Origin of the sequence: Luteibacter sp. 22Crub2.1, from assembly GCF_900167995.1 — a bacterium.
Lineage (GTDB): Bacteria > Pseudomonadota > Gammaproteobacteria > Xanthomonadales > Rhodanobacteraceae > Luteibacter > Luteibacter mycovicinus.
The window spans coordinates 58,217-82,209 of record NZ_FUYT01000019.1; the positions used below are offsets into that span (position 1 = coordinate 58,217).

The 23,993-nt window shown below is 63.1% G+C and carries 11 protein-coding genes; 5 read left to right on the forward strand and 6 right to left on the reverse strand.

The window, feature by feature from the left end:
- Window positions 1-67: 67 nt before the first annotated feature.
- The 5 genes from pepN (at window position 68) to B5X73_RS18160 (ending at window position 10,276) form a co-directional block, all read left to right on the forward strand.
- Window positions 68-2,716 carry an aminopeptidase N gene (gene pepN, locus B5X73_RS18140; RefSeq protein WP_079522805.1) on the forward strand — a complete coding sequence of 883 codons (2,649 nt, stop codon included), beginning with the start codon at window positions 68-70 and terminating at the stop codon, window positions 2,714-2,716.
- 435 nt (window positions 2,717-3,151) lie between these two features.
- Window positions 3,152-5,026 carry a tRNA uridine-5-carboxymethylaminomethyl(34) synthesis enzyme MnmG gene (gene mnmG / locus B5X73_RS18145; RefSeq protein WP_079522806.1) on the forward strand — a complete coding sequence of 625 codons (1,875 nt, stop codon included), beginning with the start codon at window positions 3,152-3,154 and terminating at the stop codon, window positions 5,024-5,026.
- 93 nt (window positions 5,027-5,119) lie between these two features.
- Window positions 5,120-5,869, forward strand: coding sequence for an RDD family protein (locus tag B5X73_RS18150; RefSeq protein WP_051944089.1), 750 nt, complete (start codon window positions 5,120-5,122; stop codon window positions 5,867-5,869).
- Window positions 5,870-5,974: 105 nt separating this feature from the next.
- The gene (locus tag B5X73_RS18155; RefSeq protein ID WP_079522807.1) at window positions 5,975-8,314 is read left to right on the forward strand and encodes a Tex family protein; all 2,340 of its coding nucleotides are present in this window, start codon (window positions 5,975-5,977) and stop codon (window positions 8,312-8,314) included.
- A 144-nt stretch (window positions 8,315-8,458) separates the two neighbouring features.
- Entirely contained in the window at window positions 8,459-10,276 is a 1,818-nt protein-coding gene (locus B5X73_RS18160) for an autotransporter domain-containing protein (protein WP_079522808.1), read from the forward strand.
- Between the two features lie 66 nt (window positions 10,277-10,342).
- Here B5X73_RS18160 and B5X73_RS18165 read toward each other — a convergent pair whose 3' ends face one another.
- From B5X73_RS18165 to B5X73_RS18190, 6 genes are all read right to left on the reverse strand, one after another.
- Entirely contained in the window at window positions 10,343-10,726 is a 384-nt protein-coding gene (locus B5X73_RS18165) for a hypothetical protein (RefSeq protein WP_139382838.1), read from the reverse strand.
- A gap of 257 nt (window positions 10,727-10,983) precedes the next feature.
- Window positions 10,984-11,832 (reverse strand): YbaY family lipoprotein, encoded by an 849-nt coding sequence (locus tag B5X73_RS18170; protein WP_036116619.1) that lies wholly within the window; start codon window positions 11,830-11,832, stop codon window positions 10,984-10,986.
- A 405-nt stretch (window positions 11,833-12,237) separates the two neighbouring features.
- Window positions 12,238-12,696, reverse strand: a complete 459-nt coding sequence (locus B5X73_RS18175) for a hypothetical protein (RefSeq protein WP_079522809.1) — start codon at window positions 12,694-12,696, stop codon at window positions 12,238-12,240.
- Window positions 12,697-13,553: 857 nt separating this feature from the next.
- Window positions 13,554-16,601 (reverse strand): TonB-dependent receptor, encoded by a 3,048-nt coding sequence (locus tag B5X73_RS18180; protein ID WP_079522810.1) that lies wholly within the window; start codon window positions 16,599-16,601, stop codon window positions 13,554-13,556.
- Window positions 16,602-17,090: 489 nt separating this feature from the next.
- Window positions 17,091-20,126, reverse strand: a complete 3,036-nt coding sequence (locus tag B5X73_RS18185; RefSeq protein ID WP_079522811.1) for a TonB-dependent receptor — start codon at window positions 20,124-20,126, stop codon at window positions 17,091-17,093.
- Between the two features lie 479 nt (window positions 20,127-20,605).
- Window positions 20,606-23,683, reverse strand: a complete 3,078-nt coding sequence (locus B5X73_RS18190; RefSeq protein ID WP_079522812.1) for a TonB-dependent receptor — start codon at window positions 23,681-23,683, stop codon at window positions 20,606-20,608.
- Between the last annotated feature and the right edge of the window lie 310 nt (window positions 23,684-23,993).

Here is a 23,993-nt window from a genome sequence, read left to right on the forward strand (position 1 = left end):
CTTCCTTTTGACGGATCTGGCCGCATGTTAGCCTGCCTGTCAGACAAGAAGATGTGTTGTGCCAGCCATGAGCGATCGTTCGGACGCCCCCACCACTGTCATCCGCCTGGCCGACTACCGGGCACCCGCCTGGACGGTCGAGCACACCGCGCTGACCTTCGATCTCGGCATTGACCGGAGTGAGGTCACCGCGACGCTCGAGCTCCGGCGCCGCGCCGACGAACCGGTCCGCCTCAATGGCGAAGGCCTCGAACTGCTCGAACTGACGGTCGACGGACGCCGTCTGGTCGAGGGTGAGTACATCCTCGCCAACGGCCTGCTGGAGATCGCAATCGAAGGCGATCGCTGCACGATCGGCACACGGGTCGCCGTGCGGCCGGCCGAGAACACGGCCTTCGAGGGTCTCTACCTTTCCGGTAGCCGCGAGAAGGGTTTTCTGCTCACTCAGTGCGAGGCCGAGGGGTTCCGGCATATCACCTTCTTCCCGGACCGCCCCGACGTGCAGTCGAAGTACACGGTGGAACTGCGCGCGGACAAGGCGCGTTTCCCGGTGCTGCTCGCCGGCGGCAATCCCGATGGTGCCGGTGATCTGCCCGACGGGCGGCACTGGGCACGCTTCGTCGATCCGCATCCGAAGCCGAGCTATCTGTTCGCGCTCGTGGCCGGGCATCTGGAGCGGATCAGCCACGACTACACCACCGCGGACGGCCGTGCCGTCGCGCTGCACATCTGGGCCGAGGCCGATGTCATCGACCGCTGCGACTACGCCATGGATTCGCTGATTCGCTGCATGAAATGGGATGAGCAGACGTACGGTCGCAATTACGATCTGGACGTGTTCCACGTCGTCGCCACGCATGACTTCAACATGGGCGCGATGGAGAACAAGGGCCTCAACATCTTCAACGCGAAATACCTGCTGGCCGACCCGGATTCGAGCACCGACGACGAGTACCGTCACGTCGAGGCCGTGGTCGCCCACGAGTATTTCCATAACTGGAGCGGCAATCGCGTCACCTGCCGCGACTGGTTCCAGCTCAGCCTGAAAGAGGGCCTGACGGTTTTCCGCGAGCAGAACTTCTCCGCCGACATGAACTCGGCGCCGCTCAAGCGCATCGAAGACGTCGCCCTGTTACGCCGCGCGCAGTTCCCGGAAGACGCCGGCCCCTTGTCGCATCCGGTACGCCCCTCGCAGTACAGCGAGATCAACAACTTCTACACCGCGACGGTGTACGAGAAGGGCTCGGAACTCGTGCGCATGCTCGCCGGGCATCTCGGCGCGGCCGGCTTCCGCCGGGGTATGGATCTGTACTTCGACCGGCATGACGGTCACGCCGCGACCATCGAGGATTTCCTCGCCGCGCTGGGCGAGGCGAACGACACGGATCTCTCGCCCTATCTTGCCTGGTACGGCCAGGCCGGCACGCCGCGCCTGACCGCCGAGGGCCGCTACGACGCGGCACAGCGACGCTACCGCCTGACGCTTCGTCAGCGTACGCCGGCGAGCGCGGGTCAGCCGACCAAGCAGCCGCTTCCCGTGCCTGTCCGCCTGTCGTTGTTCGATCGCTCGGGCAAAGCCTTGCCGCTCCGCCTGGAGGGGGAAGATGCCACCGGCGAGACCGAGCGCACGCTGGTGCTGCGGGACGCGGAGCATGCCTTCGTCTTCGAAGACCTCGACGCAGTTCCGGTGCCCTCCTTGCTGCGCGGCTTTTCCGCCCCGGTCATCCTGGAATTCGATTACGCGCCGGATGAACTGGCCGTGCTGCTTCGTCACGATGTGGACGGCTTCAATCGCTGGGAGGCGGGCCAGCAACTGGCCGGCCTGGCCTATGACGATGTCCGTGACGGTCGAACCACGGGCGCCGCCATCGGGGCGTGGACAGCGGCGCTGGCCGACCTGTTCGCCGACCCGGCGATGGACGATGCGCTGCTTGCCGAACTGCTTACCCCGCCCGGTGAGATCGAGCTGGTGGAGCGTCAGGCCGAACGTGACCCCGACCGGATTCGCGAGGCCCGTCAGGGCATGCTGCGCGCACTGGCGACGCGCATCGGCGCATCGACGCTGCGGACGCGCTACGACACCCTGCGCGCGGCGACCAGCGCCAGTCTCGATTCAGTCAGTCAGGCCCGACGCCAGCTCAAACGGCGCGTACTCGACCTGCTCGGCCTGGTCGACAAGGACACCGCCGCAAAGCTGGCACGCGCCCAGTACGACGAGGCGCCGGGCATGACCGACCGTCTTGCCGCCCTGAGCACGCTGGCGACCCTGGACCCGGCGGCAGCCGCGTCCGCCATCGCCCACTTCCGTCAGCGCTATGAGGGCAATGCCCTTGCACTGGATAAGTGGTTTGCCGTGCAGGCGCAGTTGCCCGGCGATGGCGCGTTCGCCCGCGTTCAGGCCATCGAGCACGATGTCGCCTTTACGCTGAAGAACCCCAACCGGGTGCAGTCGCTGATCGGAACGTTTGCCCGCGCCAATCCCAGCGGCTTCCATCGCGCCGATGGCGCCGCGTACCGCTGGCTGGGCGACCGCCTGGTCGCCATCGACGCGCTCAATCCGCAGGTGGCCGCTCGCGTGGCGACGGCATTCAATGGCTGGAAGCGGCTGGAGCCTGTCAGACGGGAGGCGGCCCATGCGGTCGTGGCCGAACTCGCGGAGCGCAAGGATTTGTCGCGAGATCTCACCGATATCCTGGCTCGGGTGGCCATGGGCTGACGCGGCGTTGAGTAAAAAACTGACGCACTGCGTCACCAATTGCCGAAACAGAGCACTTGGTTGACGAAAAAGTCACACACGGTTCATTCGAACGGTGTAGATTCTCACTCAACGAAGAAAGCCGCAGCTGATGCCGCGGCTCTTTGTGCCAGTCATACGGTTTCTGGCGCCCGGCAGCACGGTCATCCTGGATTCCCCCTGTTCCTGAGACCGCCGGGCGCCAGATCTCATTCGATAAGTCGAATGGGGCATCCTTGCCCACATCCCGCTTCCTCCCTCCGGCACACGACCAAACCCCTGTCGTTCGGTCTCGGCGCGCGTGTTATCGCGCAGCGTCTGCCCAGGTGAAGTGCCTGACTTAGAAAGCATAACGCGTGCCAACCTACACGGTCTTGCTGGCGTAAAATGCGGGCAGGCCTCGCGCGAACCATTCCCATGCTGCATACAGAAACCTACGACGTCATCGTGGTCGGTGGCGGACACGCCGGCACCGAGGCGGCGCTTGCGTCCGCACGCGCCGGCGCACGAACCCTGCTGCTCAGCCACAACATCGAAACGATCGGGCAGATGAGCTGCAATCCCGCCATCGGCGGCATCGGCAAAGGGCATCTGGTCAAGGAAATCGATGCTCTTGGCGGCGCTATGGGGCATGCGGCGGATCGGGCCGGTATCCAGTGGCGGACGCTCAACGCGTCCAAGGGGCCGGCCGTCCGCGCTACACGCTGCCAGGCCGACCGTGCGCTTTACCGCGCCGCCATTCGCTCCATCGTCGAGACGCAGCCCAATCTGGTGCTGTTCCAGCAGGCGGTCGACGACCTGATCCTGGCAGATGGCCGGGTGGCCGGCGTACGTACGCAGATGGGCCTGGACTTCCACGCGCCCGCCGTCGTGCTTACCGCGGGCACGTTCCTCGCCGGCAAGATTCACATCGGCAGCGCGCAGTACGCCGGTGGCCGTGCGGGCGATCCGCCAGCCTCGACGCTGGCCGCGAAGCTTCGCGAGTTACCGGTCGCCGCCGACCGCCTGAAGACCGGTACCCCGCCGCGCATCGACAGCCGCAGCATCGACTTCTCGCTGCTGGCCGAGCAGCCGGGCGACGATCCGATGCCGCACTTCTCGTACATGGGTTCGGCGGCGGAACATCCGCGCCAGGTCAGCTGCTGGATCACGCACACAACCGAGGCGACGCACGACCTGATCCGTGGCTCGCTGGACCGGTCGCCGCTGTACAGCGGACAGATCGAGGGCGTAGGCCCGCGGTACTGCCCGTCGATCGAGGACAAGGTCGTTCGCTTCGCGGACAAGACCTCCCACCAGATCTTCGTCGAGCCCGAGGGCCTCGACACGTTCGAGATCTATCCGAACGGCATTTCCACGTCACTGCCCTTCGATGTGCAGTACGCACTGGTCCGTTCGATTCCCGGTTTCGCGAATGCCCACATCACGCGCCCGGGCTATGCGATCGAATACGACTACTTCGACCCGCGCGGCCTGCATCCCTGGCTGGAAACCCGGGCCATTCCCGGCCTCTGGTTCGCCGGCCAGATCAACGGCACCACGGGTTACGAGGAAGCGGGGGCCCAGGGCCTGATCGCCGGCATGAATGCCGCACTGAGCGTACGCGGCGACGCGCCGTGGTATCCGCGCCGCGACGAGGCTTACATGGGCGTGCTGATCGACGACCTGACGACCAACGGCACGATCGAGCCGTACCGCATGTTCACCTCGCGGGCCGAATATCGCCTGCATCTGCGCGAAGACAACGCCGACCTGCGCCTGACCGCGCAAGGCTACGCGAAGGGCGTCGTGTCGGAAGACCGCTTCCGCCGTCTGGAAGCCAAGCGTGACGCCGCCGAGCGCGAAACCGCCCGCCTGCGTGGACTCTGGGCCGCACCCGCCAACGCGCTTGGCGCGGCCGTGCAGCGCTCGCTGGGCATCGCCGTGAGTCGCGAGACACACGCACTGGACCTGCTTCGTCGGCCGGAGATGGACTACGCGGCGCTGACCGCCGTTCCCGAACTGGGTCCGGCGGTAGACGACGCCGAGGTGGCGACCCAGGTGGAGGTCCAGGCCAAATACTCGGGTTACCTCGAGCGCCAGCGTGAGGAGATCGAGCGCCAGCGCCGTCATGAGTCGACCAGCATCCCCGAGAGCTTCGACTACGACCGCGTGCGTGGCCTGTCGGCTGAGGTACTGCTCAAGCTGAAGCGCTCGCTGCCGGCGACCATCGGCCAGGCCTCCCGTATCAGCGGCGTCACTCCCGCGGCGATTTCGCTGCTGCTGGTACACCTGAAACGACGAGCCGCCTGAGCCCGGGCGAGACCACCGTGGCTTTCAGCAGGCGGCGGATGACGCACCCATCTGGCATCATCGCCTCATCGGCTAAGGCGGGAAGACAGCAGCATGCAAGTGTGGATCGGACGAAACGGCGAGCGGTTCGGGCCTTACGCGGACGACGAGATCCGTCAGTGGCTGCGGGACGGCACCTGCCGTCCTGAGGAACTCGGCTGGTACGAGGGCATGAGCGACTGGCGCCCCCTGGGCGAGCTCTTTCCCGACGACCGCCCCGCGCCCGGCGTCGTGCCGCCCCCGCCGCCGCCCTTCATGGGAATCAACGAGGCCGCCGTGGAGCCGGAGTACGCCGGCTTCTGGCTGCGCTTCGGCGCCTGGGTGATCGACTACATCATCCTGATGGTCCCCTTCACCGTTATCAGCCTGATGATGGGGCTGGGCAGTCTGATGGCGTCGATGATGGCGCAGTTCGAACACGATCAGGCCGGCGCGATCAAGGCGTACGCCGAGGCCGTGCAACCCATCTCCTATGTGCTGCTGGTGATCGGTTTCGCTTACTACGCCTTCTTCGAAAGCTCGAAGTGGCAGGCCACGCCCGGCAAGCTCGCGTGCGGCATCCGCGTGACCGACGCCAGCGGCCAGCGCCTGACGATCGGTCGCGCCGCCGCCCGCAACGTGGTTCGCCTGTTCAATGCCGTGACGCTGCTGGTACCCATGGTGTTCTACGTCGTCGCCGCCTTCACCGAGCGCAAGCAGGGGGTCCATGACCTCCTGGCCAGCACCTACGTCGTACTGGGTCGCGCGGACAAGGCCGCCGTGCAAGCCCCACGTACCGGGACGAACGGCAGCTTCGACGCCTGATTGCCCGACCTGCCCCGGCCCGACGGCCGGGGTGCCACCTGTGCTTGCTATCATCGGCGGCCCGGCCCGACATGCCGGCCGGCTGAGTCAAAGCACAGGAAAGTCATGCAGAGCATCGAACAACGTATTGCCCAGGACATCGCCGCGAAGCCCGAACAGGTGCGCGCGGCGGTGGAACTGCTCGACGGTGGCGCCACGGTGCCGTTCATCGCCCGCTACCGAAAGGAAGTCACCGGCGGTCTCGACGACATCCAGCTTCGCCTGCTCGAAGAGCGCCTGCGCTACCTGCGCGAACTGGAAGACCGTCGTGTCGCGATCCTCGACAGCGTCGCCGAACAGGGCAAGATGACCGACGCCCTCAAGGCCGACATCCTCAGCGCCGACACCAAGGCCCGCCTGGAGGATCTCTACCTTCCGTACAAGCCCAAACGCCGTACCAAGGCACAGATCGCTCGCGAAGCCGGCCTCGAGCCCCTCGCGCTCGGCCTGCGCGACGATCCCACGCAAGACCCGGAAACCGTCGCCGCGGCCTTCGTGGACGCCGATAAGGGCGTGGCCGACGTAAAGGCCGCACTGGACGGCGCGCGCGCCATCCTGATGGAAGCCATCGCTGAAGACGCCACCCTGGTGGGTGAACTGCGCGACTGGCTCTGGGAGAACGGCCAGATACGCGCCACCGTCGTGCCCGGCAAGGAAAACGAAGGCGCGAAGTTCCGCGACTATTTCGATCATGCCGAGTCGGTCTCGAAGATTCCGTCGCACCGCCTGCTGGCGCTGATGCGCGCCCGCAACGAAGGCGTGCTCGAGATCGACCTCAACCCCGCCGTCGACGCCGATCAGGGCCATGCCGAGGGCGAGGGCCGTGTGGCCGCACGCGCCGGCATCGTCAACCAGGGCCGCGCGGCCGACGCCTGGCTGCGCGAGACCGTGCGCCTGACCTGGCGCGTCAAGCTGCACCTGCACCTGACGCTCGACCTGTTCGGTCGCGTACGCGAAGGCGCCGAGGACGAGGCTATCCGCGTCTTCGGTGAAAACCTCAAGGACCTGTTGCTGGCCGCTCCGGCCGGCGGCAGGACCGTGATGGGCCTCGATCCGGGCATCCGGACCGGCTGCAAGCTCGCCATCGTCGACGCCACGGGCAAGCTGCTCGCGTACGACACCATTTATCCGCACGAGCCGCGCAACCAGTGGGATCAGTCGGTCGCGCGTATCGCGCAGCTCAGCAAGCAGCACGGCGTCAACCTGATCGCCATCGGTAACGGAACCGCCTCGCGCGAGACCGACAAGCTGACCGGTGAAGTGATGCGCAAGCACGCCGACCTCAATCTGTCCAAGGTCGTCGTCAGCGAAGCCGGGGCGTCGGTGTACTCCGCGTCGGAGCTCGCATCGAAGGAATTCCCCGAACTCGACGTGTCGATCCGCGGCGCCGTATCGATCGCACGCCGACTGCAGGATCCTCTGGCGGAACTGGTCAAGATCGAGCCGAAAGCGATCGGTGTCGGCCAGTATCAGCACGACGTCAACCAGGTGAAGCTGGCGCGCGCACTCGACGCACGCGTCGAAGACTGCGTCAACGCCGTAGGCGTCGACGTCAACACCGCGTCCGCCCCGCTGCTCGCGCGTGTCGCCGGCTTGTCCAGCAGCGTCGCCGAGAACGTCGTCAAGCATCGCGATGCGAACGGCCCCTTCCCCAGCCGCAAGGACCTGCTCAAGGTACCGCGCCTCGGCGACAAGGCCTTCGAACAGTGCGCCGGCTTCCTCCGCATCAGCGCGGGCAGCAACCCGCTCGACGCCAGCTCCGTGCATCCCGAGGCGTACCCCGTCGTCGAGCGCATCCTCAAGCAGTGCGGTCGCGAGGTAAAGCAGGTGATCGGCGATACGTCGTTCCTGCGCAGCCTGAAGGCGGAAGACTTCACCGATGAGAAGTTCGGTGTACCGACCGTGCGCGACATCCTCAGGGAACTGGAAAAGCCCGGCCGCGATCCGCGTCCCGAGTTCGTCGCGCCGAGCTTTGCCGAGGGTGTGGAAGACCTGAAGGATCTCACCGTCGGCATGGTGCTCGAAGGACGCGTGACCAATGTCGCCGCCTTCGGCGCGTTCGTAGACATCGGTGTGCATCAGGACGGCCTGGTCCACGTGTCGGCGCTGTCGCATACCTTCGTCAAGGATCCGCGCGATGCGGTGAAAGCGGGCGACATCGTCAAGGTGAAGGTCATGGAGATCGACCTGCCGCGCAAGCGCATCGCGCTCAGCATGCGCCTGGACGATGTGCCGGGCGAAGCGCGCGGTGGTCGCCCCGGTCAGCGCGACGACGCCCCTGCGGGTGGCGGCAATCGTCGCGGCGGGCAGGGTGGCGGTGCCCGTGCGCCCCAGCCACCGAAGCAGGCTGCCGCCCCGTCCAACAGCGCGTTCGCCGACGCTTTCTCGCGCGCGCTTAAGAAATAACGCAACACCGCTCCGCGCCTCGTCCGAGGCGCGGAGTCAGGGGACCACCCATCCGCAAGATCCTAGTGCGCCGCAGCATGCGCTGGCGTATGGCTTCGATTACCGTAACGTTTCTCTAACGCCCCACACACGGAGTGATTCCACATGCGTATTCGTCATCTTGCCGGTGCCATCGGCGCCGCCCTTCTCTTCAGTGCCGGGGCGCACGCCGACGGTTTCACGCAGGTGGTGTCCTTCGGTGACAGCCTAAGCGACAACGGTAATGTCTCCACGCTGATCCGCTCGCCTGTCGCGCTGCGCTTCACGACGAACCCGGGCACGGTCGCGGTCGAGAACATCGCGTCGTACTACGGCCTCTCGCTCACCCCGTCACTCAAGGGCGGCACCGACTACGCGTACGGCAACGCGCGTGCCGCCACGGTCAACCCGGTCACCGGCACGCCGCTGACCGTCCCGCCGACCTCGACACAGATTCAGACGTATCTCGCGTCCACCGGCGGCAAGGCCGACCCGAACGCGCTGTACACCATGTGGATCGGCGCCAACGACCTGCTGGCGGCACTGAACAACCCGGCCACGGCCCAGGTGACCGTCGCCACGGCCGCCACGAACGAAGTCGGCCAGATCAAGGCACTGCAGGCGGCGGGCGCGAAGACCATCGTCGTCTTCAACCTGCCCGACGTCGGCAAGACCCCCGCCGCGCTGGCTCAGGGCGCAACGGCGGCCGGCCAGATCAGCCAGCTGTCGCAGGTCTACAACGGCATCCTATCCGGCGGTCTGGCCCAGGCCAACCGCGGCATCGTGCCGATCGACACCTACGCGCTGCTCAACGAAGTCATCGCAAGCCCGAGCACCTACGGCTTCACCAACGTCACCGTGCCGGCCTGCACCACGGCCAGCTCGCTGACCTGCACGCCGGCCACCCTGCGCGACCCGAACGCGGCATCGACCTACCTGTTCGCCGACGGCATTCATCCGACCACGGCGGCTCACGCGATCCTCGGCCAGTATGCGATTTCGGTGATTACCGCCCCGCAGAAGATCTCGCTGCTCGGCGAAGCCGGTCTCGCCTCCGACGCCGCGCATGTCCGTGTGCTGCGTAACCAGATGCTCGCCGATAACTTCGGCGCCGACTCCCGCGTGTTCGCGGCCGTCGACTACGGCCAGCAGAAGTTCAAGACGACCGACACCTCGCCGAAGACCGACAGCGACAACGTCAACCTGACGGTCGGTGCGGATGCCAAGGTCAACGAGAACGTCTCCGTCGGTGTCGCTCTTGGCCTGTCCCAGAACAACGCCGACTTCCAGGGCGGTGGCGGCTACAAGATGCAGGACGTCGCCGGTTCGGGTTACGCCTTCTATCACCAGGGCGGCGGTTACGGCGGCGCGTTCGTCACCTTCGGCCAGCTCAGCTTCACCGACATCGATCGTCGCATCGACCTCGGCGCCGCACGTCGCACCGAGACGGGCAAGACCGACGGCTCGCACGTGGGCGCAGGCCTGCAGGGCGGCTGGTGGTTCGGTAGCGACACGCTCAAGACCGGCCCGTTCGTCAGCGTGGAATTCGAGCAGCTGCGTGTGTTCGGTTACACCGAGCGCAGCGACACCAGCACCGCGATGACCTTCGGCAAGCAGACGCGTAACGCTCGTATCGAAACGGCCGGCTGGCGCCTGCAGGGTTCGATGCAGGCCGGCAGCACCATGCTCCACCCGTTCGCCGAGGTGTCCTACAACCACGACGGCCGCGCCGACGATCGTTACGTCACCGCGGGTCTCAACAGCATGGCCGGCAAGTTCGAAGTCCAGGGCTTCACCCCGGACAAGACCTGGGCCACGGCCGACCTCGGCGTCACCGCCGACTTCAGCCAGACCTGGAGCGGCTGGGCGAGCTACAGCGGTCGCTTCGCTGACGACACGCAGCGTTACAACAGCCTCAACCTCGGACTGAAGATGTCGTTCTGATCGAGCGACGTTGGTAAGAATGAACAAAAACGCCGGCCCTTGGGTCGGCGTTTTTTGTTGAGAGGATTACGGGTTAGTCCAAGTCCAACCCTTATCTTCCAGCATTCGCGGCTCTGCGACGCCGACCGGTTCGCACTCCGCGATGCTGCACGCGGTAGCAATCGGCAGAGAACCCGGCAACGTGTAAGCCGTGATGATCGTGTTGGCCACGATATAGCGAGGCTTACGGTCGGATCCGCAATTCACTTCTTCGGTAATCGAATAAGCGGTGTGGGTATTACCGGCCTGGTATGTCAGGGCTTCACACGTACGGATATCCTGACCGACCAGAGCCCCGGTTTCATCGAAGTACTTGTGAGAACTCGCGGTAAGGGCAAGCGCCTGGGCCGTACCGACAAATCCGAGGAGAGGCAGCGCGAAAACGGCGAGCTTGGGGAGGAGGTGCTTCATCTTTCGTATCTCCGTGAGGCGGAAAAAGATTCCGCGTTTCATGCAGTACGGCCTAGGCCGGACATCAGCCGTCCGTAGCCGTAAGCCGACGATCCCGTCGTTGGGACTCACCAAAAATGCGCCGGTACTCGCCTCAAGTCTGTAGGAAAAACCTTACACGGCAGCTTTTAGCGCCTTCGTTGCCGAATATCGCCATCTTTTCGCAAAAAAAAAACGCCGGCACTAGGCCGGCGTTTTTTTACATCCGAGTGGACGTCTTACTTCTTGCCGCCAGCCTTCGCGTACATCGCTTCGGCCTGGCTCTTCAGCGCGGCCGCCGCGTCGTCGCCAAGGACGTCGACCTTGCCGCCAGCCTCGTTCTGCTTGAGGACGAGTTCGCCGGCATCGTTCCAGCCAGCACGCTGAGTGGAGGTCGGCTTGCCGTCCTTGCTCGGCTTCTTCTCCTGGACAATCACCCACGGCTTACCGTTCTTGTAAGCGTAGTTCGTCGAGGTGAAGCCCTTATCGCCGTAATCGACCAGCTCGATAACGAACTGCACGTCGTTACCCTTCTTGAAGATCTGCCAGCCGCGCGACTCGCCTTCCTTCAACGCGGTGCCCTGCGTCATCTTCAGGCCGCCGATGTTCTTCTTCAGCGAGTTGTAGCCGCTGAGCTCTTTCTCGCCCGGCGTCGCTTCGCCGACCAGCTGAATGTTGGCGACGTTCTTCGCGCCCTTGGTCAGCACGGGGGTCTTCAGCGGAGCCGAATAGTGACGCTCGCCGTCCTGCAGGGACGCTTCGACGATGTACATGTCGTTGGGATTGAGGTCGGCGGCATTGAAGTCCAGCTGGAACTGCTGCGGCAGGGTCACCGGCTGCACCGTCTTGGTGGCCAGCGGCTGCGAACCCTGGGCGCTGACGTCGACCAGCTTGAGGTCGAGCTTGGCGTCCGGCGACAGCTGGGCGCCGGCGTCACGCAGGGTGATGGTGCCGGTCACGGCGTTGGCGGGAGCGGCATTGTCGCTGCCACCGGCGGCGGCCTGCTGGCCGTTGTTGTCGGAGCCGCCACCGCAACCGGCGAGCGCCAGGGCGGAGACAGAAGCGAGCGACAAGAGGATCCTGCGCATGGTCAAACCTCGTATGGAACGGAATGGTTTTGGGGTCACGGACAATACGCGCGCGCATGGCGCTGCAACATGTCCGGGGGGACCTTGGAGCATACCGAGAAATGCGCCGATGTAAAAGTCAAGGGTGAAACTACCCGACTTGGCGGAAACGGGAGCGGGTTGGCAAGCTGACGGTCAGGTTTGCCGGAAAGCGGCACCCGTGCGACTTGCATGGAAAGCAACAACTTGCGTGACCCGTCGTAAAGTCCGCGCAAGCGGGTTGCCAGACCGGATCATGGGCGCTGCCAACTGACGGAATACCAGTCGGCGTTCCACACGAAAAAAACGCCACGATAAGTGGCGTTTCTCAGAGCACCAGCTTAAAGATTGCTTGCTGCCTGTCCATCCAGGACGGGCAGCGTCGACTTAACTACCCCAGCCGCTCAACCAGGGACCAATGGTCGAGATTTCCTGAGGCGCAGGGAATGCGCAGTCCGACCGACCGACAAACTCGGTGGCATGGTTGTAGTTTCCGTCGCAGTAGTCCTGAATCGTGTAGCCCGTTGCCGACAGAAAGTACGGCACGCGGGTGGCGTAATCCGGATCGTACGAGCAGAACGTGTTGCCGTTCGATGTTTCGCAGTCTACGAGTACGGGGTTACCACATCCGAAATCCATCTCCATGTGATATGGGTTGCTAGTGTCGATGACACCTGCATGGAACGCACGGTTGTCGCACTGGATAAACTGCTGTCCTACGATCTTGTTATTCGCATCGAAGTAAACGATGTTGCGCGCATTGTTGATAGCGGCCAGCGTTTGGCCACTGCAGACAATGATCAAAGCGACGAATGCCTGACGAATTACTTTCTTCACAGCATGCATATCAAATCCTTTGCAGATTGACACAAAACCCGTGTGCCATTCGGACTCACCCCGAGACCGATGCAGAGCAATTTACGTGACGATGGCGCCCCCACAGCGCCTCCTACACTCAGTGCGGAGGCAGACCCGAATGGACATCGGCCGACGACCAACGGAATGGGTCATAGAACGGTGGAGTTCCGCACTGTGACATGTCGCACGATTGCTCCAGCGTCATCCCTGGCGGCAGGTGGCCGACCTGGAATCCCGGTGTAGGTAATTCCCCCTGCGACGTCCGCGTGGTGCAGACCGTACCGCCTTGAGGATCCGTCGAACCCGGGTCTGGTCCACCGCTAGGAAGCGATGTAATACAAGATGTGCCGCTAATCGAAACCCCACGCGTACAGCCATAGGTATCTGTGCGGTAGAACTCGCTCCAGACGCCGACATATGTGCGCGGATTAGCATTGAAACACGTGTTGATCGATTGACCGACGACATTTCCTTGCGAGTCGAAATAGACGTAAGACACTGCGTCATTCTGCATCGCGAACGCGGAAGATGATGCCAGCGCAAGAAAGACCAGTGCGCTCCATAACAATGCCTTCATTCAAGACCCCCGTTAATTGATATACGTCGACGACTATCGTCGTGACAATGTTACGCCGCAAGCTTCGGAAGCTCTGTAGGGCAAAGCCTACAAGCGGGATACGAGGACATATCACTATGTGACTCACGTCGCAGATTCCGAATAACGGGAAGCTCGGTCGTAACGGCAACTGCAGGAAGAAAAACTCAGCAAAAAAAAACGCCACCCGAGGGTGGCGTTTTTCGATCATCGACTGCTCGCGCGGCCGATGATCATCAACTACCTAAAATCAGAAGTCGTACGTCGCACCCAAGCGGATGTAACGCGGTGTCTGAGTGGCGAGCGGCAGGTTGTACTCGTTGTTCGGGCTCGAAGAGACGCCGTAGTACGGGGACACCTGGGTGTTCTTCTGCTCGTTGGTGACATTGAAGACTTCGAGGCTGAGCGCCAGCTTGTGGTCGGCAAAAGCCGGACGGTACTGAGTGCTCAGGGTGAGCGACTTCGTCCACGGCGTGCGGCCAGCATCACCTGGGGGCGACGGCAGACCACCGCAGAAGTGGTAAGACTCGACACCGTAGTTAGCATTAGCTTCGATCTGATCCGGACCGTACCCACCGTAGCAGTTACGCGGCGCGCCAGACAGGATCTGCAGGTTGCCAGCAACCGACCATTCCGGAGTGAACTGGTATGAGCCGAAAAGCTTCAACTGATGCTTGTGATCGTTCGGCAGCAAACCGTTCGAGTAAGCCATAACTTCCGGATTGTCCCATGCCTGCGTCACCGAAGGAGCGCTACGGGTGCCTGCGTCTGAATCGACCTGGCCTTCGCTGTTGCCGTAGCTCTTCGAGTAGACGTAGTCGATACGACCCCACCAGTTGCCGTTACCCTGCGGATGCTCCATATGGAGATTCACAGCGTAATACGACCGCTTCAGGTGCGGGAAGCCAAGGTCGGCATTCGATGTCTTGATCTGGTCCAGACCACCCGTAGCCAGGTTCGGAACCTGGAACGTGTTCGAGCGACCCGGGTTGAACAGGTAGCAGCTGATTGCGTCCCAGTTTTCGTTAGCGACGTCGTTGCCGATGGCAGCGGACTTGGCGATAACACGATCCGTAGCGCAGAAGTCGTCGATCGCGTTCTTCAGCTTGCGATAGGTGAGCTTAGCGCCGTAAACCCAGTCGTCGCCGAGGGTCTTGTCGAAGCCGAGGATGTATTCATCCTGATACTCCGGCTTGATGCCCTTAGCAGTGACTGTGCGCGGATCCGGCGACTGGCCGAATTCGTTGTTGGCCGAGTACTCGCCATTCGGACCCTTGCTACCAGCCAGCGGCTGCGGATTGATCGGATAACCGGTGGTCGGATCGACCCCGTCATACGAGTAGTAAGAGCGGGTGTAATACGAGCCCGAAGCGCCGCGAAGGGCGGGCTGATTCGGGAGGGCAAGATAATAACGGCCCGCGTTACCGTAAACCTTGAACGTGCTGTCACCAAACACGTCCCACGTACCGCCGAGGCGAGGGGCCCACTGCGGAGCGTGCTGCGTGATGTAAGCCTGACCGCTGCCGTTGTAGTTACGGAACTGGTCGTTACGCAGACCAAGGCTCAGAAGAACGCGATCGGTGACCTGCCACTTGTCTTCGATGTACTGAGCGCGCTGTTTGACTGCAACGGAGGCAACCGTGCTGTAACGGTACTTGTCAACGTAGTAGCCGCTGGGGGTGCCCACGACTTCACCACCGGCAAGCGCGGCACCTGGCTGAGCGATAGCGTATTCCCACGCATAGCCAGAATTCGAGTAGATCGAGTCGCCGTCGTTATTGTCCTGCGTCGACTGATTGTCGATACCGGCCGAAATTTCGTGGTTACCGATCTTGTAGTTCAGGTCGACGCGATAGTTCGAGCCCTTGCTGTTCTTACGCGGATCGCCGACGGTCGTGTAGCCCAGCGCGTTCGAATAGCCGCCCGGATTTCCACCCTTATACAACGGATTCTGACGCGACGGCTGAATGATGTGGATGAGGTTCGCATCACCATCCGCATGCGTGTAGAAGTCGGTGTTCTGGCGGCCGTACTGGGCCGTCAAGGTCAAGTCGTCGGTGATGTAGCTGGTGAATTTACCAACCCACATGGTCTGCTTGGTCGACTCAGCGGTATCGCGGCTGACGTAATCACCCCTGCTCAGGGTGTCGTAGTCATAGTCGTAAAGGGTACCCGCGTAATCGTTCTTATACGACGCGTGAGTGAACTCGAGCAGGTTGTTATCGTTGATATTCCAGTCGAGCTTCACGTACGTCTTCGGATCTTTGTACGTGTAGTTCGCCTGCTGCCCGGTGTTCACGCTATAGACATTGGTACCTTCGCGCTTCTCAGCTTCAACAGCCGCGAAGATGAACAGCTTATCTTTGATCAGCGCACCGCCGCCGTAGGCCGAGACGATGGCGTCCCAATCCTTATTGTTCTTGCGATAACGGTTGAGCTCGCCGGCGTTAACCGAATCGGCAGCGTAACGCCAGTTTTTCGGATCTGCCTTGCCCCACCTCGGGGTGTAAAGGATCTGGCCACCGAACTTCCAATCGTTCGTACCGCGGCGACCAACGATGCTGATCACGCCACCATCCGAGCGACCGTAGGCGGCGCCGTAGCCGCCGGTCAGCACTTCCTGCTGATCGATTGCACCGTACGGGAGAACGATGCCGCCGTAACCCGAGATGGGATCGGTGGTGTTCATGCCGTTGACGTAGTAGGCGTTCTCGGTAATCGACGAGCCGCCAAACGACACGAGTGCCTGGCCGGTCGGGCTGGCGAAGCCAGTGCCTGTTGCACCAGGCGTAACGCCCGGGGCGAGCAGGGCGATCGACTCGGCAGAGCGCCCGAGCGGGAGCTGATCGAGCTGCGAGCGCGTGATGACCGTGCGCGAGTCAACCGAGCTGACGTCGATAGCCGGCAGGGCGGTACCCGTGACGGTGACGGCATCCAGATTCTGAGCGCCGCTAGCGTTTGCTGCGGAGTTGAACGACACGTCCGTGCCGGCGTTGACGCGGAGCTCGACCTTGTCCCGCGAATCCACGGTGGTGCCGCCCTTGATCAGGCTCACCTTGTAGACGCCGAGCGGAAGGTTGTTGAAGTTATAACGGCCGTTTTCGCCGACCGTGGTGGAACGGGTAACGCCCGTGCCGCTGGTGATCTGAACGGTATCGCCGGCTTCAGCCGAACCGAACAGGCTACCCGTGGTCGCCTGGGCGAACACGTTGCCGGTAAGGCCCATGCCCATGGCCAGCGCGAGCGCCAACGACGAACGACGCAGGACGGAAGCCTGCCGGATGCTGCGAGAACTCATTGCAAATCTCCCCAGATCGACCCCAACGGGCCAAAAAAAACGAGCAAAACCGACCAAAGGCCGGAAAAAAATGGCCTTGCCGTTGCTCGGATCCGAGGGGTGGTGTTCTGGCGCCAACTCCTCCCAGAGTCGACTGCCTCCCCCGACCTGCTCCCGACAAGCCCTGACTAGTACCAAACCGAGACGCCTTCGCAGTTCACGAAAGGCTCAGTCGGGTGTCGCCGATGCCGAACATAGGCGTGACCTTACTGCCGTGTCAACAAATTATTTACACGGTGTAGGCGTTTTTCCTAGTGCGGTGCTCGTTCAGGATTCCCGGCCAACTCGCGGAAATCAGGGGATTTTTGCTTGAGAAATAAATGCTTCCGAAAAAAAAGCCCTCGTCCGCGGGACGGAAGAAGGCGATCTGGGGAGCACATTTCGTGACCGTCGGGGGGCAGATCCCTGCCCCCCTCGGCTTTTTCTTGTTGTGCGATACGCGACGCGCTATCAGAAGTCGTACGTGATACCGAAGCGGGCGTAGCGCGGCTGGGTCTGGTAGAGCGGCACGTCGTAACGCGGGTTGAGGCTCGCCGCGCTGCCGTGGATCGGATAAACCTGGGTTTCCTTGCGCTGGTTCAGCAGGTTGAACACGGTGACGTTGAAGGCCAGCTTCTTGTCGGCCCACTCCGGACGGTACTCGACGCTACCCGTGACGATGTAGGTCCACGGATTGTGGCCTGCCTCACCCGGGGGCGACGGCTGACCATCGCACCAGTGGTAGTACGAGCCGTAGCCGAGGTTCGGGTTGGTCTCGTTCGGGCCGTAGAAGCCCAGGCAGCTCCTCGGCGCACCCGAAGCGATGTTGATGTTGCCCGAGACCAGCCACTCCGAAGCCAGCTGATAGGAGCCGTAGATCTTGAAGTTGTGCTTGCGGCTGTTGGCGAGCTCGCCGTTCGAGTACTGCATGACTTCCGCGTAATCCCAGTCCACCGTCGCCGAGACGTTGTCCTGACGGATGTCCGAACGGACCTGACCTTCCGAGTTGCCGTAGCTCTTCGAGTAGACGTAGTCGAAGCGGACCTGGTACTTGCCGTCCCACGCGTGATCCAGGTACAGCTCGAGGCCGTAGTAGTTACGCTTGGAGTGCGGGAAGCCGAAGTCCTGATTGTTCATGTCGACGCTGTAGTAGCCGCCGTTGGTGTTCGGGATCAGGAAGGTGTTGGCACGACCCGGGTTGAACAGGTAGCTGCCCTGGATGTCGCCGATGGTGTCCGGATCGATACCCGAGCGTTCCATCTTGCGCAGGATCGCACCGCTGTCGCCGACGTCGTCGATCGCGTTACGCAGCTTGCGCACCGTGGCCTTCGCACCGTAGGTCCACTTGTCGGTCAGCGCCGCATCGAAACCGAGGATGAACTCATCCTGGTATTCCGACTTGATGTTGGTGGCGGCGGCGGTCTTCGGATCACGCGGGATGCCGTACTCGCTGTTCGCCGAGATCGGACCGCCGGTGCTGCTGAAGATCGGGGTCAGGCCCTGCGGAATACCGTTGGCGTCGATACCGGTGTAGTTGAAGTACTCGCGGGTGTAGAGCGAGGCACCGGCGGAACGCAGCGCGACGGTCGCCGGCAGCGCGAGGTAGTAACGACCCGCGTTGGCGTAGATCTTCAGGCTGGAGTCGCCGTTGACGTCCCAGGTGGCGCCCAGACGCGGGGCCCACTGCGGCGTGGTCAGCCTCAGGTACGGCTCGCCGTCCTGGTTGTAGTTGGTGAACTGGTCGTTGCGCAGACCCACCTTCACCATCCAGCGGTCATTCACCTGCCAGGTGTCTTCGATGTACTGAGCGCGCTGCGTGGTGCGGACCGACGCGGCGGTGCCGTAGACGTAGCGGGCGACGTAGTAGCCACGGCCACCCGGCGGGGCGACATAGGACGCGTCCGTCGGGGCTTCGCCGATGATCGGCGTGCCGGCGTCGGTCTTGTTGTACTCCCACGCGTAACCCGGACCGGTCGTGCTGTCGCCGTCGTTCTTGTCGAGCACCTTCTGGTTATCGATACCGGCCACGATCGTGTGGTCGCCGATGTGATAGCTCAGGTCGACGCGGAAGTTGGTGTTGGTCGAGGTGTGCTTCGGATCCGCGGTGGTGGCCGACGGGTTGGCGTTGGTGATCGGGTTGCCGCCGTTGAGCAGCGGATCCTGGTTCGTCGCGGTGAGGATGGACGGCAGCGACTGGTCACCGCCGGTGGCGGTGTAGTACGTGCCCTTCATCTTGCCGTAGAGGGCCGTCAGGGTCAGGTCGTCGGTGATGTAGCTGGTGAACTTGGCGCTGTAGAGATCCGCGCCCGACTTGTTGTTGACCGAGTTGTCCTTGCCGACGTAGTCGCCACGGGTCTTGGTCGGATAGTCATACTCGTAGATCGAAGCGTCGTAATCCTGCTTGTTCGACGCGCCGGTGATTTCGAGGATGTTGCTGTCGGTGATGTTCCAGTCGACCTTGCCGTAGAACTTCGGGTTGCGGTACGACTGCTTGTAGACGAACGGCGCCGCGACGCTGGTCGTCTGCTCCCCCGAGCGACGCTCCTGCTCAGCGGCGACGAACACGTACAGGGTGTCCTTGATCAGCGGACCACCGGCGTACACGGAGTACGTGGTGCGGTCGAGCTTGTCCTTCTTGTTGTCGTCGTACAGCTGACCGGCCTGTGCACCGACCTGACGGTAGTAATTGATCTGGTTGGCCTTGGTGCCGTTCGGCTCCCACAGGACCTGCGCACCGAAGTGCCATTCGTTCGTACCGCGCTTACCGACCTGGCTGATCACGCCGCCCGAGGAACGGCCGTAAGCAGCGCCGTAACCGCCGGCAAGGATTTCCTGCTGGTCGATGGCGCCGTACGGCAGGGTGATACCGCCGAAGCCGCTGAGCGGATCGGTCGTGTTGAAACCGTTGATGTAGTACGCGTTCTCGGTGACGGCGCTGCCGGCGATCGAGACCAGCGGGTTACCGGTCGGGCCGGTGAAGAACGAGCTACCGGCCACGGCGCCCGGCGCCAGCAGTGCGATGGCTTCAGCGGTGCGCGCCAGCGGCAGCTTGGACAGCTGCTCGGAGGTGATGACGGTGCGCGAGTCGACCGCGCTGACGTCGATCGAGGGCAGCGCATTGGCCGAGACGGTCACGCCTTCGAGGCTGGAGGCGGCCGTGGCCGACGCGGCGGCGTCAAAGGCCACTTCCGTACCGGCGCCGACGCGCAGGCTCACGTTGGAACGCGAATCGACGGCGGCACCGTCCTTGTTCAGCGTGACCTTGTAGCTGCCGAGCGGCAGCGACGTGATGGAGTAGCGACCGGCGGCATCGACGTTGACGGTGCGGCTGACGCCCGTCTCGTTGGTCGCGGTCACGGTCTGGCCCGCACCTGCCGGCACCTGGCCGAAGATGGAACCGGTGGTGGACTGTGCGAAGGCGGCACCGGACACAGTACCCAGGCCAATGGCCAGGGCCAGTGCGGTGCGACGGCCCAGCATGGCGGCGCGGTTGTGGCGCGAATTCATCTTGCATCTCCCCGATTAAAATTCCGCCGACGCAAAAACCTGCGCCGAGCGGCAAGCCGACCCCGGCCCGGCTAGCGCCAGGCTTCTTAGAGATCGGAGTTTAAAAATCCCCTTTAAACAGCAGGATCCGTGAAAGGATCCCGCGCCCCGAAACGCCACTGCGTGTGACGTGGAACACATATATCCGCAGGAGTCATCGGACTGCAATACGAAATTCTCACGGTAATTTTACAAATCTAGGCAATTACTTCCGAAGCAAGTGCCGAGCCGCGGAAAAATAGCCGGCTGCACAAGAAGTTACAGATGTGACTTTTGGCATTTGCCAGCGTCCTATGACTCGCTCCTAGGAATCATTCCTAGAAAAAAAAGCCCCCGTCCGGGGGGACGAGGGCGATCTGGGGAGACACTTTTTGTCGCCCCGTGGCGAATCCTTTCACCCGGGACTCTTGTTGTTGGAAAGTTTTTGCCGGTACGGCGGATCAGAAGTCGTAGCGGGCGGTGAAACGGACCGTACGCGGATCGGTGAAGTTGAGTTCGCGGTCGTAAAGCGGGCTGACGGTGGAGCGCGACGACGCATAACGGGGGTTGTACGAGGTCGGCGTCTGCTTGTTGAACGCATTGAGCACGTCGACCTGCAGCGTCAGGTTCTTGTCCAGCCAGCTCGGGGTGTATGCCGCATTGAGGTTGACGATATAGGTCCACGGCGTGTTGCCGTGCGAGCCACGCGGTGAGCGCTCGTAACCCGCCGTGCCCGGCAGACCGCACCAGTAGTAGAACGCACCGTTGTACAGACCCGCGTCGGCGGTCGGGTAGAAGCTCGTGCAGTTCTTCGGACGACCCGATGCGATGTTCAGGTTGGCACCGAAGCGCAGATCGTCGGTGGCCTGGAAGTAACCGAAGGCCTTGATCTGATGCGTACGGTTGTTCGGCAGCTTACCGTTCGCTCCGACCATCAGCTGCGGCAGATCCCAGTCCTGGGTCACCGAGACGTCAGCCTGACCGCCGTTGCCCGTGTCCAGGTCGGATGCCAGCTGACCTTCCGTGTTGCCGTAGCTGCGCGACCACGTGTAGTCGATGCGGCCGTACCACTTGTCGGCGAACGGATGCTCCAGGTACAGATCGACGGCGTAGTACTTACGCTTCAGGTCGGGAAGCTGCAGGGCGTCCTTCGAGTAATGCACGGCAACGAACGAGCCGTCGTCCTGCTCCTGCAGGAAGGTGTTGCCGGTACCCGGGTTGAACAGGAAGCACGCGCCGCCCAGTGCAGGGGTGCAGGTATCGTCGATCGCGCTGCGCAGCTGACGCCAGGTCAGCTTGGCGCCCCAGTTCAGGGTGGGCGTGATCGCCTGATCGAGACCGGCGATGTATTCGTCCTGATAGTGGGACTTCAGGCCCTTCGCGGCGACGGTACGCGGATCCGGAGCCACGCCGCACTCGAGGTTGGCCGACACCGCGTTGGTGCCGCCGCAGGTGTACCCGGCGGCCTGGTTGACCGGCACCGGTGTGAGACCCGTCGGCGCGCCGGTGACCGGATCGGTTCCCGTATACGTGAAGTACTCGGAGGTGCCCAGCGAGCCGGACGCCGCACGCACGGCGACGTTGTTCGGCATGGCCAGGTGGTAACGACCGGCGTTGGCGTAGACCTTGAGGGTCGAATCACCCATCACGTCCCACGACACGCCCAGACGCGGCGCCAGCTGGTGACGCTGCTTCGCATACACCTGGTTATTGCCGTTGAAGTTCTTGAACTGCTCGTTGCGCAGGCCCGCGTAGACCAGCCAGCGATCGGTGACCTGCCAGTGATCTTCGAGGTACTGCGATTCCTGCACCGTTTTCACGGTCGCGGAGGTGGTCGTGTAAGCGCGGGTCACGTAGTAACCCTGCGTGCCGAGACCACCCGCCGAGGCGGGCGAGCCGACGCCGTGACCGGCGTCGATCGCCTGGGCCGCGTTGTTCTGCTGGTTGTACGTCCAGCTGTAGCCGCCCGGCAGAGACGTGCCGGTGAACGACTTGGCCTGCTGACGATCGGCACCGAACTTGATGTCGTGATCGCCAAGGCGATACTCGAGATCGAGGCGCCAGCCGTCGGTCGCATCGTTCGCGCCCGGTACGCGTACCGACGTCGCGGTGGTCTGGCAGCTGCCGTAACTGATGCCCGGCGCCCGGGAAGCGGCACTGGCGATCGAGATCAGGGGGCAGTTCGCGTTGTAGCCGAACGGCGTCTGCACATGATCGACGCGTTGCTGGCCGTACAACGCCGAGACCGTGAAGTTATCGGTGATGTAACCGGTGTACTTACCGACGTAGAGGTCGCCGCCGTCCTTCGTGTACGAGCCGCCGTTCTGCACGGCGCCGTGGGTCTTGCTGGCGTAGTTGAAGCCGTAGGTGGCGGACGTGTATTCCGTCTTGTCGGACACACCGGTCAGCTCGATGTGGTGATCGTCGGTGATGTTCCAGTCGAGCTTGGCCAGCCAGCGCGGGATCTTGTACTGGTAGTCGTTCCAGCCGTTACGGCCGACGGTGGCGGAGGTGACGGCGCCCGCTGTCGTGCTGGACTGCACGCCGGCACCTTCGCGGCGGTTCATTTCGGCGTCGACGTAGAAGAACAGCTTGTCCTTGATCAGCGGGCCGCTGGCGTAGGCGCCGACGGTCGAGCGCCAGTATTCGTTCTTCTTGAAGTACTGATAGACCGTGCCGTCCGTCGTCGGATAAAAGCCCGTATCCGGATAGTTCGAGTTACGCGGCGAGGCGCGCGTCCCCGAGGGCTCCCAGATCGTGTACACGCCGGCGTGCCATTCGTTGGTACCGCGCTTGGTCACGATATTGATGACACCGCCGGTCGAGCGGCCGAATTCCGCGCCATAGCCGCCGGTGAGCACCTGCTGCTGGTCGATGGCGTCGAAAGGAAGCTGAGTCAGCCCGATCGACGTCAGCGGATTGGTCACCGCGTAGCCGTTGATGAAGTAGGCGTTCTCGGACGACGCGGAGCCACCGAAGCTGGGCACCGGATTGCCGAGCGCGTCCTTGTAGCTGGAGTTCCCGATCACGCCAGGCGCAAGCAATGCCGCGGCGAGCACGTCCCGGGTAATCGGAAGCTTGTTGAGCTGCTCGGCGGTGAGCACCGTGCGGGTATCGACCGACGACACGTCGATCGACGGCATCGCCGATGCGGAGACCGAGACGCCCTCGAGCGTGGCGGCTTCGGTGGCCGATGCCGACGAGCCGAACGAGACGTCGGAACCGCCCGAGATGGTCACGGTCACGTTGTCGCGCGTGCTGACCACCGCGCCGTTGTTTTCCAGCGAAACCTTGTAGTTGCCGGGCGGCAGCGCGCTGAAGCGATAGCGGCCGTTCGCGTCGACGTTGATCGTGCGCGAGAAGCCGGTGTCGGCGCTGGACACGGTCACCGAGGTGCCCTGCTGATTTACCGAACCGAAAATGGAACCGGTGACGTTGGACTGTGCCAATGCGGCGCCGGAGACGGTGCCCAGACCGATAGCCAGGGCAAGCGCGGTGCGGCGACCCAGCGACACGGCGTGATGATGACGCAAATTCATGTACTGCCTCTCCCCTAGAAAGCCCGAACCGTACGTTGTTGCGATTCGGAGCAAGCCGATCCCGCCCCGGCTGTGGCCAGGTTGACTTGGGTCATCGACGACGTTGTTATCCCTTATGCCACGCCGCGTGATGCCAGCGGCGCGCCCCCGGAGTCGCCCTGCTGAGCGACCCGCGACCAGATATAGCGAAACTAATTGCGAATTCGCAACATGATTTTTTCACCTGAGCTTTACATGTCGCGGCGTCTGAGGATCCGTTTCGTCATGACCTGTGCAAAAAATCACGTCGACACAAACCGTTACGATTTCG